General features: G+C 52.3%; 10 protein-coding genes and 2 pseudogenes. 1 reads left to right on the top strand and 11 read right to left on the bottom strand.

Annotated features, from left to right (window positions below; translation table 11 throughout):
• Positions 1–14: 14 nt before the first annotated feature.
• The 5 genes and pseudogenes from DYE26_RS05845 to DYE26_RS05825 all read right to left on the bottom strand — a co-directional run bounded on the left by DYE26_RS05845 (position 15) and on the right by DYE26_RS05825 (position 4,898).
• A complete protein-coding gene (locus DYE26_RS05845) occupies positions 15–1,697 on the bottom strand; it encodes a spore germination protein (protein WP_036622905.1) in 1,683 nt (560 codons plus the stop codon).
• A 135-nt stretch (positions 1,698–1,832) separates the two neighbouring features.
• Positions 1,833–2,063, bottom strand: a complete 231-nt coding sequence (locus DYE26_RS05840) for an aldo/keto reductase (protein ID WP_036622904.1) — start codon at positions 2,061–2,063, stop codon at positions 1,833–1,835.
• A gap of 427 nt (positions 2,064–2,490) precedes the next feature.
• A pseudogene (locus DYE26_RS05835) lies at positions 2,491–3,680 on the bottom strand (IS3 family transposase).
• Positions 3,681–3,966: 286 nt separating this feature from the next.
• Positions 3,967–4,140, bottom strand: a complete 174-nt coding sequence (locus tag DYE26_RS33325; protein WP_164815261.1) for a hypothetical protein — start codon at positions 4,138–4,140, stop codon at positions 3,967–3,969.
• Between the two features lie 230 nt (positions 4,141–4,370).
• The gene (locus DYE26_RS05825) at positions 4,371–4,898 is read right to left on the bottom strand and encodes a phosphatase PAP2 family protein (protein ID WP_036622903.1); all 528 of its coding nucleotides are present in this window, start codon (positions 4,896–4,898) and stop codon (positions 4,371–4,373) included.
• Positions 4,899–5,093: 195 nt separating this feature from the next.
• On the opposite strand from DYE26_RS05825, the gene mprF reads away from it, so the two are divergent.
• Positions 5,094–7,742: a bifunctional lysylphosphatidylglycerol flippase/synthetase MprF gene (gene mprF, locus DYE26_RS05820; protein ID WP_036622902.1), complete on the top strand. Its 2,649-nt coding sequence runs from the start codon at positions 5,094–5,096 to the stop codon at positions 7,740–7,742.
• Positions 7,743–8,044: 302 nt separating this feature from the next.
• Here the strand turns inward: mprF and DYE26_RS05815 are convergent, their stop codons facing one another.
• The 6 genes and pseudogenes from DYE26_RS05815 to DYE26_RS05790 all read right to left on the bottom strand — a co-directional run bounded on the left by DYE26_RS05815 (position 8,045) and on the right by DYE26_RS05790 (position 14,461).
• Positions 8,045–8,530 (bottom strand): (2Fe-2S)-binding protein, encoded by a 486-nt coding sequence (locus DYE26_RS05815; protein ID WP_036622901.1) that lies wholly within the window; start codon positions 8,528–8,530, stop codon positions 8,045–8,047.
• Between the two features lies 1 nt (position 8,531).
• On the bottom strand, positions 8,532–9,365 hold the full coding sequence (locus DYE26_RS05810) for an FAD binding domain-containing protein (RefSeq protein ID WP_036622900.1): 834 nt from the start codon (positions 9,363–9,365) through the stop codon (positions 8,532–8,534).
• Positions 9,352–11,685: a xanthine dehydrogenase family protein molybdopterin-binding subunit gene (locus tag DYE26_RS05805; RefSeq protein ID WP_036622899.1), complete on the bottom strand. Its 2,334-nt coding sequence runs from the start codon at positions 11,683–11,685 to the stop codon at positions 9,352–9,354. The genes DYE26_RS05810 and DYE26_RS05805 overlap by 14 nt, the downstream gene beginning before the upstream one ends.
• 127 nt (positions 11,686–11,812) lie before the next feature.
• The gene (locus DYE26_RS05800; protein ID WP_036622898.1) at positions 11,813–12,823 is read right to left on the bottom strand and encodes an FUSC family protein; all 1,011 of its coding nucleotides are present in this window, start codon (positions 12,821–12,823) and stop codon (positions 11,813–11,815) included.
• 67 nt (positions 12,824–12,890) lie between these two features.
• Positions 12,891–13,199 (bottom strand): annotated as a pseudogene (locus tag DYE26_RS05795) (ATP-binding cassette domain-containing protein); the annotation flags it as partial.
• 50 nt (positions 13,200–13,249) lie between these two features.
• On the bottom strand, positions 13,250–14,461 hold the full coding sequence (locus tag DYE26_RS05790; protein WP_036622896.1) for an MFS transporter: 1,212 nt from the start codon (positions 14,459–14,461) through the stop codon (positions 13,250–13,252).
• Positions 14,462–14,549: the final 88 nt, after the last annotated feature.

Raw genomic sequence — 14,549 nt, 5'->3', positions numbered from 1 at the left:
CCCGACGTATCAATTTAGGATCTGCGCTGCTCACGGGTCGTCTTCAGCATCGCGGGTCTGCGCTTCATTAACGTCAGGGGCGCGCGGATGAACAAATCCTTCCAGTCGCGAAGCCGGAGCGGCGAGACTGGAGTTACATAAGGCACCCCAAAGCTTTCCAGCTTGGTTAGATGGCTGCACAGCAGCAGAAAAAACAGGATCGTTCCGAATATGCCCAGCACAGCGGCAAAAAACATCCCCGCAAAGCGCAAAATGCGCAGCGTAATCCCCGCGCTGTACATCGGGATCGAAAACGAAGCGATGGCGGTTACCGAGACGACAATAACCAGAAACGGGCTGACAATTCCCGCCTGGACCGCCGCTTCCCCGATGATCAGGCCGCCGACGATGCCCATCGCGGAGCCGATCGGCCTGGGCAGCCGGACCCCCGCTTCACGCAAAATTTCAATCGAGACTTCCAGGATCAAAATTTCGATCAGCGAAGGAAAGGGCACCCTTTGGCGGGTCTCGATAATCGTGATAGCCAATTCGGTCGGGATCAACCCGGGATGAAAAGAAATAAATGAAATATACAGCGAAGGAATCATCAGGGACATAAACGCGGTAAAAAAACGCAATGTCCGCAAAAGCGATCCACCCATCCACCGTTCATAGTAATCTTCGGGAGACTGCAGCAGCATGCTGAACGTCACCGGAACAATGAGCGCAAACGGCGTTCCGTCCAGAAGCAGCGCGATTCTTCCTTCCATAAGGGCGCTCATGACCCGGTCCGGCCGCTCCGTATTTTGCGCCTGCTGAAAGGGACTCAATATATCATCTTCGATCAATTGCTCGACATAACCGGACTCGGCGATATAATCCAAATTTATTTTGGCGATCCGCCGCTCCACTTCCTGAAGCAAATCGGGATTCACAATCGTTTTCATATAGACGACCGCCAGGTCTTTTTTAACGACATTGCCGACGACGTATTTTTTGATTTCCATTTGCTCCGTACGTCCCTGGCGCCGGAGCAGCGCCGTGTTATCGCTTAATACCTCGGTGAAACCTACCCTTGGCCCGCGCAGCAGCGCTTCCGAAATCGGCTCCTCGATGGATCTGGTTTTCCCCTTCGGGGTACCGACAAGCAAAGCATGGGGCATCCCCTCCGCCAGCAAGGCCGTATATCCCGTCAAGATCGCTTCGCTAAGGCGGCGGGTCTCGGTCACTTCGGTAATTTCACTGATGGGCAATGTTTTTTCCTTAAAGTACGAAGCAAGCTCTTCAGGCGGACGTTTCGGTTTTTGTTCCGCATCTTGAGCGGCGTCCGACATCAACACCTGCAACACATGGGTATCGATCAGCTGTTCCTCCTGCATTCCGTCAACGTAGATCAACACCGCCCGGACGCCGAACGGCGTGACTTCATATTCCCGGAAATGCACGTCGTCATTGCCGCCGATCGCCTCTTTCATGGACATGAGATCCGTTTCATAATCTCCGGATAACGGCGGACCGGAACTTTCCCGGGATGCCGGCGATTCGGCGGCGGATGCCCCCCGGCCTTCGCTCCCGTTCCCGGAATGGCTTGGCCGGCCCGTTACGACCGAGCGGAGCCGGCGGTGCAAGGCATACAGGACAATAGGAACCAGCAAGGTGAACCCCGCCTGCACAAAGATCGTCCAGTCAGGAATATAGGCTGCAATTTTAGACCACACAAGTAACACCCTTAGGAAAATGGTTTTCTTTAATTTACCCAGAAATTAGAAATTAGATGCATACCAGCCAGATGACCGGAAATAAAAAAACACTGCCTGGTCAGGCAGTGTGCGTCAAAACGCCATGCTTATGTTTTACGCCAGATTCAAATCATCAAGCTGTTTGGAGCTTAGCCGGATATCCAACGCGCCTAGGTTTTCTTCCAACTGAACGGAATCGCTCACGGCAACAAGCGGTAAGGCCGCCGGGGCGTTTTGCAGCATCCAAGCAAGCACAATTTGATTTGGCGTGTGTCCCGTCTCTTTCGCCAGCTTCCTTACCGCCTGCAATCTGTAGCCCGTAGCCTTGCGAGCAATACGATCCATTCGAAATCGTGCTCCCGATAAAGCCGATGTCCATTCATGGCCCGCGGTATCGGGTCCATGAGACCGATCCGCTCGTTCGCAGTGTATGTACGCTTAAACCGGTGAGTTCGGCAGCCTGTTGAATCGTCAACTCTTTCTCTTTCTCTGTCATCTGTATCCCCTCCTGTCAAGTAGTCTACAAGTTTGAGCGCGCTCTAAGTCAACAGGCATTGCGCCAAAAAAACTGCAAAAAACAGCTGCCTGAAAACTCCAGAGAAAAAAAATAAGGACATAAAATGTCGTTATTCTGGCGAAATCCGTCCATTCGGGAAAAATAGAGGAAATTTTTGCCGCTATTTGCCTCCGTCGTAAGAAATGCCTGCGTTCTAGACCATTCATAGGAAAATAAGGACAAAAATGGACCTCTGTCAAGAAAGTGGACACCCTTTTAAGCAACTTTTCTCTTATTAAATTGCGCAGCAAAGCGAACCGGTGACAAATAGCCGAGTGAACCATGGATCCGTTTTCGGTTGTAGAAGAATTCAATGTAACGGTAGATCTCGTCATAGGCTTGCTGCTTGGTCTTAAATCGCTTGCAGTAAATCAACTCCTTCTTGAGGATGCTGTGAAAGGATTCAATACAAGCATTGTCGTAGCAGTTGCCTTTGCGGCTCATGCTGGCTGTCATTTTGTAAATTTTGAGTTGTTCTCTGTACTCGTGGGACGCATATTGGCTCCCTCGATCCGAATGATGAATGAGCCCTTTTTTAGGCCTTTTGGCCACATAGGCATCCTTCAGAGCGTCCAGAACAAGATCGGTTGTCATTCGGTCATTCAAACGCCAGCCCACGATCTCACGGGTGCATAGGTCCATAACGCTGGCAAGGTACAGCCGACCTTCTCTACAAGGAATGTACGTAATGTCGGTAACCCAAACCTTATTGGGTTTGTTCACTTGAAACTGCTGGTTAAGGATATTGGGAGCAATCGGTAAGTCATGGTTAGAATCGGTAGTTTGCACTTTGTATTTACGTGCGACACAGGCGCGAAAGCCGAGCTCCCGCATGTATAAACCAATCGTCCTCTCCGTTACGTTCTCGCCTTCCTGATTCAGCAAGTACGTGATTTTAGGGGCCCCGTAACGCTGCTCGGAATCGTTGAAGTGATAAGTAATCCTTTTCAGCAGGTGTAACTTACGCAATGCTCGCTCACTCGGCTTTTTGTTTCGCCATTTGTAGTAGCCGCTCCGGGAAACTCTAAAAACCTGGCACATCTTCTCCAAAGAAAACTCGGAGCGGTGATCTTCAATAAACTGAAACCTTACTTCTTTGGTTTGCTGAAGATGTGCACTGCTTTTTTTACGATGGCCAGTTCCTCTTCCACATCGGCGATACGCTGCTGGCTTTCGCGGAGTTCACGCTCTTTGTCTTTCAAGAGTTGTTCGAGTTCCCGAACGCGTTCGACGTTTGTGATGGGTTCGTTCTTAAACTCACGGTATTTCGCCTTCCAGGAATGCAATGTCTTTGCTGGGATATCTAGCTCCAAGGCTACGTCCTCCACCGACTTTGTCTGTTCTTGGAGATATTTTACCGTTTGTCTCTTAAATTCTTCGTTATATCGTTTCCGTTGTTCACCCATGTGAACACCTCCTCAGATAGTTCCATTATCTTTTTCTCTTAACGAGGTGTCCACTTTTTATTCTAGCTCTAAAAGTGCCGCTAATGGGGATGAACATGCCAAACTCCGGATCATAAGCACATAAAGATCCGCTATTTTTAAGATCAACGGTTATTGCTCCAATCGCCGGCTGCCAAACACCGATTTCTAGGTTGAGCCCAAATTTTACATGAGAACTCAATAGAGTAGATAAGCCAGTGAAAAATTTCACTGGTCTGCTCTTCATTAATTATGCAGAAGCATGCGGCTACTCCGCCGGCGGATCGGCATGAAGGTCCCGGTCTTGCTCGGCGAACGTCCAACGAGTAAACGTAACCTCCAGGCCGTACCGAGCCGGTGAACAATGGTCTCCCTCCTGCATCACGGACAGAGGCGGGTTCAACCATTTCCCCGTCTCCCAATTCAGTATGTTTTTGTTCACTTCCGATCTCCTATCCGAATAAGTAATCACTAATTCCCCAATACCAATTCTCGCTGGCCTTCCTGATTCCCTGCCCCCCGCTTTATTCATTTACAGAAGGTCTCTTAATGCTCCGCAGCTTCCGGAGAATTTCCAGCAATATGACGTTAAAACTGACCCATACCCCGCAAAGACGTCGCTTGGATACTGTTCTTTGAAATAAACACGGCTGACGCCGACCGCGAGGCAGATTACAATACCCCCAATAACAACAGGTACGCGAACATTGCGGTTTTGATAATAACGCAGCAGCAGAAAGGCCGAAAACCGTATACCGTGATCGAGATCAGCGTCTCTCCACTGGGAAAGGTATTGAGTGGCGGGACGCCTGCCGCAACCGGTCCCGGACGGTGAAAAATGAGACGCAAAATAGGATCCAAAAAATCCCTGCCCGCTACGACCCAAACAAGAAAGGCCAGGTCAAGCCTGCGCTCCTTGCTTTGCAGCACGATCCAGACCGCAGTGAGCCCTAATACGGGTCCGTAGAAATAAAGCGTTCCGGGTATGGCAGCAACATTCATTAAACTTGTCCATTTCGGACCAAAAATGGTTGCCGACAGATAGAATGCAATCTCGTCGATTTCCTCGAATTCATGGCCAAAAAATCTTGGATTACGCCTAGCATCAGCCAGAAAAACAATATGAATACGGCAAAAGAAGTCAGCAGCAGAAACCGGACTTTGCCCGTAATGCTCAAGCCAGTAAGTTAGGATTTCCAAGGTTGATCTCCTCCGGATGCAAAAAAGACGGTTTGCAAAAATGCTAGCCGCCTTGCTAGTGTTTACACCGGATTTTAGCACTTCTTCCCTGCCCGGAGCAATCTTCCGGATGGTTTGCGGACTTTTTAATCGCGCCCATAAAGGGTATACTTGAATACGCAGAAATTGATGGGAGTAGAGGAAGGGTTATCTATCATGCAAAAGACGTTCCAACGACTGAAGACTGTAAAATTATTTACGACGCTGTACCGTTTGAAAATCGTACAAATCTTGATTCCTATCGTCATTATCGGATTGATTATTTGGGCCGGCCAGGCCGAGTTCCGCCGCATTGACTGGGCCGCCACCCTCCGTGTGCTGCACCGCCTGGAGCCGTCCAGGGTTCTGCTGCTCATCGCCATGTCCCTTGCCGCCGTCGCCTCGGTGAGCGGCTACGAGTTTGTGCTTCGCCGCCATTTCCGGCTCCCGATCGGGCGCTGGACGACGTTCCGTTTTGCGTGGATCGCCAATACTTCAAACAATGTCATCGGGTTCGCCGGAATAGCCGGAGCGGCTCTGCGAACCTATCTATACCGGAGCCGCGGGATTTCCGTTGCGACGATCACGGCTTCCATCGCTTTCCTGTCGACCATCACCATTACGGGCATATCTCTACTGGCCTGGGGAGATCTGGCCGGACTGCTTCCGATTGATGCGGTCACCCGTTCCCACCCCTGGACGCTGTATGCCGTCTGGGCGCTTGCCCTTTATCTGCCCGGCTACGTCCTTTTTCAGCGTTCGTCCTTTTATACCAAATGGCTGAACCGTGATCTGCCGCGGATGAACTTCTCCACAATCGCCGCGTCCGTGGCGGTCTCTTTGGTAGAGTGGGTATTATCCGGCATCGCCTTTTGGATGATCGCTTCGACCCTGCTGCCGGACCTGTCGTTCCGCACCGGGCTTGGCATTTACACCATCGCCGCCGCGTCCGGTCTGGTCAGCCTGGCGCCCGGCGGCATCGGCGGTTTTGACCTGATTGCGCTGCTTGGGCTTCAGGCGCTCGGCTACGCGCCCGAAAAAACAGCCGCCGTGCTCGTTTTATTCCGGATGATGTATTACATCATTCCTTGGCTGATCGGCCTTATTATGGGGGTATTCGAGTTTGCGAACGAGCGGCGCAAAGCGTCGGAGGCCAATACGCAAACGGTTGAAAAATCGCTGAACGCCTGGCAGCGGTTCTGGGAGTTTCCCGGCCAGTATGCATGGCTTTCGGAAATCGGAGCGTGGGCGCTCGGCAAGCTGGTTTTTTTCAGCGGAGTGATCCTGCTGCTGTCAGCGGCGACGCCCGGGCTTCTCTATCGGCTGCGATTGGCCGAGCAGCTCCTGTCCCTGCCGCTGATGCGGTTATCCCATCAATTGAGCGTGATCATCGGACTGATGCTGATCGTTCTTTCCTGGGGAATCTCCCGGCGGATCAAGCGGGCTTACCAGTGGACGATGGGTCTGCTGGGCGCCGGAATCCTGTTTACCTTCACCAAGGCATTCGACTATGAGGAAGCGATTTTTTTAATATTGATCGCCTTTCTGCTTTATGTGTCGCGCAAACGGTTTTATCGGCTCGGAGCCCAGATCGGGCGCGGCACCATGGCGACATGGGCGGTTTCCACAGTTATCGTAGCTTTGTTGTACGAAGCAATCGCCTCGGGGACGCAGCCGCCGTTTTTCAAACACCTGCCGCCGGGTCACGAGCGGTATCTTCATCTCATTCTGAATCCGACCGAGCATACCGTTGCGATCATTACCGGGCTCGCCGTTACTTGGATTCTGCTCTCGCTTACGATCATTCTCCGCCCTAACAGGCTTGGTGCGCTTGGGGCGACCGAAGCGGAGCGGGACAAGCTGCGCGGCTTTCTCGGCGAAACCGGCGGCAATCTTCTGACGCACATGCTGTTTGCCGGCGACAAAAGCTTTTTTTGGGCTTGCGGCGGACGCGTCCTGTTTCCGTATTCGCTCATCCGCAACAAATTCGTGGTGTTGGGCGATCCCATTGGCCCCGCGCCGCTTCTTTACGACGGGATTCAGGAATGTCAGCGCTTTGCCGATTTATACGATCTGGAAGTTGTGTTCTATCAGGTATCTCCCGCAAACCTGCCGATTTACCATGAACACGGGTACCGATTTTTCAAACTGGGCGAAGAAGCGCTGGTCGACCTGGCAAACTTTACGTTAGCCGGAAAAGCCAACACCAGTTTGCGCAATGTGAAAAATCGCTTTGAACGGGAAGGCTTTCACTTTGAGGTGCTTCAGCCTCCGCACGATCCGCAGTTGCTCGGCCGGCTTCAGCGCATCTCGGACGAGTGGCTGGACGGCCGCAGGGAAAAAGGATTTTCACTCGGCTGGTTTGATCCTGCGTATTTGCAAGAATCTCCGATTGCCATACTTGCGGCGGCGGACGGGCAAGAGATCGCTTTTGCATCGCTTGCTCCAAGTTATGACGATCGGCGGACCATGTCCGTAGACCTGATGCGCCATTTACGCAAAACCCCGAACGGAACGATGGATTTCCTGTTTATCCGCTTGTTAGAGTGGGCGCGGGAGCAGGGGTACGCCGTCTTTAATCTGGGAATGGCCCCCCTTTCAAGCGTCGGCCAAGCGAATATGGCTTTGCGCGAGGAAAAACTGGCGAATCGGGTATACAATTATGGAGGCCACTGGTACGGCTTTAAAGGACTTCGTCATTATAAAGAAAAATTTTCGCCGCGCTGGGAGCCTCGCTACCTGGCTTATCCCGCCCGCGTGACGCTGCCCGTTTTGCTTGTCGAACTGGTCATAATGATCGCGCGGCGGCCGAAAAAAGGCCGCTAGGGCTACATAAAAGTAAAATGCGCCGTCCCATGAAAGCAGCCGTTGCATCTCTTGGGATGGCGCATCTTTTTTATGGGGATTAACGATATTTCGCGGCCTTGCGTTTTACAACACGTTCCCACTCATGACCTAGCAAATAGGCATTCCCCAATAATAACAATGCCACGCCGATGACTATTATAACCCTGCCCGTTACTGCAACTTCCTCATCAGTGTACCCTTTTATAGATCATCACCTACCTTTTCATGTGCAGTGTATTCCTGCCCAGGAGATACTGAATGGATAGCCGCCCATTAGAATTTTAATTCTCCGCCGCAGGAAGACGCCCCAACACCGAAACGACGGCCTGATGAATTTCTTCATAACCCGTACACCGGCAGATGTTGGACTGCAGCCAGTCCGTGATCGTCGCCTGATCCGCATCGGGATGAGTTCGTGCCAGCGCATAGATATTCATAATAAAGCCGGGAGTACAGTAGCCGCACTGGAAGGCGAACTTTTCCACGAACTCCCTTTGAACCTTCGTATCGTAAAGGCCTTCGATGGTCGTTACCTTTTTTCCCGCCGCTTCAACGGTAAGCATGAGGCAGGATTTCATAGGTATGCCGTCGACGAGTACCGTGCAGGCCCCGCAGTCTCCGTTCCGGCAGCCCGGTTTGGAGCCGGTTAAACCCAAAGAATCCCGCAATGTGTCCAGCAGCAGGTCTGCGGGCCGAATGGCGGCGGTCCGTATCTCGCCGTTCACATCCAGATCCAGCGCCATGCCGTAACGTTTCGTATCCGCCATATTATTCCGCCCCCAACGCTTTCAATATGTCTTCCAATGTCAGCTTCAGAATGAGCCCGCGATATTCCGCCGAAGCTTTAATGTCGCTCAGGATTGGCGCCGGCAACAGCGCAATGGCCTGCTCGACCCTTTCTTTCAGCGGGATGTCCCGCAGGTTTAAACGGGCTTCAATCGCTTCCGAGCGGAAAGGAAAAGCGCACACCCCGCTGAAAGCGACGCGAATCCCGGAACCGGTGCGAATCCCGGCCGCGGTGACGACCGGATAATCGATGACGGCTACTTTTCGTTTTTTTATGGTGATATAGGGCATTCTCCTATAGCTTTCATCCGTAACCGTCTGCACCAGGAATTCTCCCTTTCCAAGCTGAAGGGTTTGGTCGAACGCTTGGGTAATCGGCGCTTGTCTTCCCCCCGCCGGGCCGGCGATCCGCACTTCGCTATCGGTTAAGAGCAGCGGAAGCACCGCTTCACGGTAAATAAACCGCCCGCAAATATTGCCGCCGAACGTAATTTTATTGCGGGAGGTGCGGTCGGCAACTTCGCCCCCGGTTTCTCCAAGCAGAGGAAACACCCGGGAATCGTAAAGCTGGGACAGTGTCAGCGCGGACCCGAGAATCAGCTTATCCTCCCGAACCGACATCTCGCGGCATTCAGGGATCGCCTTCAGATCGATCACGGCCCCTGTAATCACTTGGTTAAGCCTGCCCAAGGTGATAATTTCGGTGCCGCCGGACCAATAAAGCGGCCGTTTGCCCTGTGTGTCCAATTGCCGATAAAGGTTAACGGCCTCGTTTACGGAAGCCGGCCGGTAATATTCGAAGTCATAGGGAATCATTCTGCCTCCCCCTTCTTGTCCTCCAGATCGTTTCCGGGAAAAGAGGCAATTGATTCAGCTGCACTCCCGCAGCGCGCGATAAGGCGCTGGCCAATGCGGCAGGCATGCCGATCAGCCCGTGTTCGCCCAGCGCGCGGCTGCCGTAGGGCCCATCCAGGCACGGACTTTCGATAAATTCCACCACATAATCCGGGTTTTCGCCATAACGGATTAAAGGATAATCGCGAAGCGTTGGATTATAGACGGCGCCTCCGGGGCTAAACAAAAACGTCTCGCGGTTGGCAAAGCTTAGCCCCATGGACATCGCGCCCATCACTTGGCCAAGCGCCGCTTTAAGATTCAGCACCTTGCCCGCGTCGTTGACGGAAATCGCTTTAAGCAGCCGGTAGGAATAATCCCTGGTGTCAAGCTCAATTTCTACGGCTTGGGCCCCTACGTTCCACTCCGGCCCCGGCGTGCCTTCCCCGGTCTTCGGGTTCGTCAAGTTCATCCGCCGCTGGATATAATTACCTCGGCCGATGATTTGGCCGCCGATGGAATTTCCGTTCGGATATCTGTAGCCATAGCAAATCTCTTCGACCCTGACGTTCAAGCTCGGGTCGGCCCGGACGAACACTCGTTCCCACCCCAGCTCCAGATCGTCGGGGTCCGCCCTGAGCACGCAGGCGGCGATTTTCAGCAGTTGCCCGATCGCGTCGTCCGCCGCTTTAAGCACCGCGCGTCCCGCCAAAAAAACGCCGCGGCTAGCCACCGTTTTCCAGTGCTCCGGCGTAATTTGGGTATTCACCTTAAACTTCACGTGCACCTTATCGGGACTCATCTTCAATCGCTGCGCCAGGATTTGAGCCAACACCGTTTTGGTGCCGGTGCCGATCTCCACGACGCCGGTCTCCAGATTTACGCTGCCGTCCCGATTGAAGGAAATGATCGCCCCCGAACTGGCATCCGGGTCCATGGAGGAATTTTTCCAGAAGCAGCTGATTCCTTTGGCCCGGATCTTATTCGCATCCACCTGCCTCACCTGCCATTCGTCCCAGCCGGACAGCGTACGCAAACGGTGCATGCAGGTTTTTAAGTCGCCCAGACTGCTTTCCGTCAGCACATCTTTGGTGGGCGCGGTGTCGCCGGGCACGACAATATTCCGCATGCGCAGCTCCCAAGGGTCCATGCGGAGTTTTTCCGCCAGCGCATCCATCGCCCGGTCTATGGCAAAGGTCAGTTCCGCATGCCCGTATCCCCGAAATGCCGAAGCGTAAGGATGGTTGGTGTACAACGTGTAGCAGTCGCAATACAAATGCTCGATTCTATACGGTCCGGAGCAGTCGATCAGGGCTGCCCGGGCAACGTCGCTGGATTTATCGTTGTAAGCGCCGCCGTCGAACCGGTACACGATATGCGCCGCGGTGATTTTCCCCTGCGCCGTGCTGCCCAGCCTGACCGTGGCATCGAGGCCGATATGCCCCGGCGAAGTCAGCATATCTTCCTCCCGCGTGTTGATGATTTTAACTTTGCGGCCGCCCACCGCCCGCGAAGCAACATAAGCGACCAGCTCCAGCTGGATCGCAGCCTTGCCGCCGTAACCGCCTCCGACGAACGGGGTGGTCACCACAATCCAACCGGGATTGATATTAAAAAAACGGCCCAAATAATTTTTGATGGCAAAAGGAGCCTGCGTCGACGATTCAATGTGAATATGGCCGTCCGGCTTGATCTCCGCGACAGCGCTTCGCGTTTCCATCGCCGCATGGTCCGACGGTACGAACGAAACCGTGTTTTCGACGACGACTTCGCTCATATTCCAGCCCACTCTCAGGTCGCCCTTGCGAACCTTGAGCAGGCTGGCGATGTTGGTTCCGGGGATCGGCATAACCCCTGCCGCCGCTTCATACTCCCCCAGCTTCTCGTGAATGAGCGGAGCGTCTCTTCGCAAGGCGTCCACCGGAGAGTTCACTACCGGCAGCGGCTCGTACCGGATTCGGATCAAATCCGCCGCACGCTGGGCCTGCACTTCCGTATCGGCGACCACCACAGCTACGGTTTCCCCGTAAAACCGCACACGGTCTTTGGCGATGATGGGTCTGTCGCGAATTTCTTCCCCGGTAAGAACATCGCTGCAATCCCCTGTCAACACGGCGCGAACCCCTGGAACTTGCCGGGCCTCGTCCGTGTTGATCTCGACGATCCGCGCATGGGCGTACGGACTTATTGCCATACGGGCGTGGAGCATCCGTGTATCGGTTTGATCGCCCGTATATAAAGCGGCGCCTGTTACCTTATCCCAGGACTCTTTTTTCGGAACACTTCTGCCGATGACTTCCAAAGCCGCCCTCTCCTTTCGAATGTTGCTCCGCACGGTTTCCGCAAATTACTGCATTATACGAATCGGGACAAATCGTTATGCTCCTAAAGCGCAAAAAAAGACACCCCATCATAAGGGGTGCCGCGAATTAGGACAGCCGATAAAGCTGTTTAAGAAGCGCGGACGTATCCGTAAAAATGGCTGACGAATACCTTAGAGGCTCGTCCGGCATAGCGTCCATCCGACGCAGTTCGAGCGACGACACGGAAAGATCGGCCGCTTTGGGACTTGGGTTGATCCAATATAAGCCGATCGTTCTCAGCAGGCCGGCCCATTGTTTTCGTTCGGGTTCTCCTAGCGTCCCTGTGGAGTTCCATTCGGAAACAACGTTTAGCGTATTTTCCAAATAGGCCGTACCTTGCTTCATCATAGCGATTCTATTCAGATTTTGCCGCATCAAGACTTGGCTTGCGGGTGCGGTCACATTGAATTGGATGCTTTCCGCCGCCTGCTCCATTTGTTTTTCTAATTGAAACAGATTTTTCCCAAATGTCCGCAGCGCCGATTGAACAGCCTTTTTTTGCTCGTCGGAACAACCGCTTTGAATCCAGTCAGCTGCTTCGGCAAACCGCTCCGATAAGCTTTTCATGAGTGCCAAAGCTTTGCGTTCAGCAGGTTTGACAAAATTCGGCGGGTATATGAGCATATGGACGGCGAGCCCGACGCCTAAGCCAATAAACGTATCGCGAATGCGGTCCAGTCCGTAAAGGTCGGATTGTTTTTGCAGGGCAAAAACGAGCAGCACACTCAACGCCACTTCATGCATGACGCTTTCCGTCCTGTCTATCAGTAAACCGAATCCGCACACCAGGGCGAGAAGCAAAGCCAGCGTCCAGCCGTTTAAGACCATAGAGCCTGCGGCCCACAAGGTTAACGTAACGCCGAGAACTGTACCGAGAAGCCGATGAAACGAGTATCGAATGGATTGAAAGACGGTGGTTTGCACGCATAAAATCACCGACAGCGGCGCCAGGTAAGGGTGCTTCGACCCGGCCAGCTTGGCGAGCTCCCATGCGATTCCGGAAGCGGCGGATATTTTGACGATGAATACGATAAGTTTGCCGATATTCCGTACTTTTTCCTTGGTTTGTTCGGTCAAAGCACGCCCTCCGTTTTACCAACATTTCGTTAAACATCAAATGTAGAATACGGCATCCGCGCCGTTTTTATCCCTTCAGAATTATTTTTTTATCCTCGATTTGATATACCCTATCGGCTACTTTCTCCAATAAATGCACATCGTGCGATACGAAAATAATAGTACCTGCGCAGCTCTTCATCAATTGCTCTAATGCTTCGACCGCAGGCAAGTCGAGAAAATTACTCGGTTCATCCATTAGCAAGATGTTATACCGCCCCAGAAGCATTTTGGCCAGCTGCAATTTAATCATTTCGCCGCCGCTTAAAACCGGCAACACTTTCCGTACATCCTATTGAGAAAACCCCATCGAAGCCAATACAGCTCGAATTTCCGAATATCTTTAGCTTTTATCAATAACGTCATCGTCGCACCTCCTTTCTCCTCTTATTTATCTAAATGCCGAATCGACGGAAGCAGCATACATAGAAGCGCAATGCCGATGATGCCGATTCCCGAAAGCGTAAACCAATAATGAATGCCGATTCGATCCGCAAAAATCCCGGACGCGATTAACCCCAGCGGCATAGCAAAAGATGTCATGCTGCCCAACAGGCCAAATGCCCGTCCAAGAAACTCCGGTTGAATTTTCTCTTGAATGAGAGCCGCTTGCACACCGCTAAAGAATGGACTTGAAAAGCCCATCAAAATGCTGCATAGAACGAAGAGGAGAAACCCGTTTACCGGCAATAAACCAGAAATTGCAAGAGCAATCCCCATCAATGAGACGGAAAAAATTATACTCCATGCACGGTTTTTGAATCCGCCCCAAATTCCAAGCAGCAAGCCGCCAGCCAACATTCCGGCGGCAAAGACGGTTTCAACGATAGAAGCATGGGTTGCCGTACCTCCGAAATACCTCATACTCATTAAAGGGAACAAGGCGCTGATTGGCATAAACACAAACGCATATAAAGCACTGATCCAAAGCAGTGCAAATAAACCCTTCGCTGCTTTAAATGTGCGGTAACCTTCTTTTACCTCTTCGAAAAAGTTGCTTTTAACACTTTCGACCGGCGTCTTTGGTTTGGGGATAGCAACTAGCGCTACAGTTAAACAGGCGATCAACGCCCCTATCACATCAATCGCAATAATGGCGTTAAGCTCCCATGTTGCATACAGAACACCAGCAATTACAGGGCTTAAAATATAGCTTATCGACTGTACCGATTGACTGTATCCTGCGCACTTCGTCAGTTGATCTTCCGGCACCAATAAAGGGGCTACCGCACTCAAAGCAGGTGTATGAAATGCCGTTCCGATACTGCGAATAAACAAAACGACCATCACGACCCATATCGGCAAGTCGATGGCAAGCGCAACTAAAGCCAAGGCTGCACCTGCGGCCGCAATGATCAAGTCCGCTCCGATCATCACCAGTTTGCGGTTCCAACGGTCGACCAATACGCCAATCATCGTTCCCAAAACAGCTTGCGGTAAAAAACCAACCATGGTTGCGATAGAAAGCACCAACGCAGACCCTGCCCTATCGGTTAGATACCAAATGATCGCCATCTGCAGAACAGCGCTGGTAATTAGCGAAACCGCCTGTCCTGCCCATATTGTAAAGAAACTGCGCTTCCAATTTTGTTTTGTCATGTTCATTTCTCCCTGTATTTTTTATTGTCTGGTTGTTTTTGGGCAATAAAAAATACAGATCCAAATCCACCTTGAGGGCAGTTGGTCT

This window comes from Paenibacillus macerans, assembly GCF_900454495.1.
GTDB lineage: Bacteria > Bacillota > Bacilli > Paenibacillales > Paenibacillaceae > Fontibacillus > Fontibacillus macerans.
The sequence above is the reverse complement of the archived record's forward strand: the minus strand, read 5'-3'. Positions and strand labels throughout refer to the sequence as shown.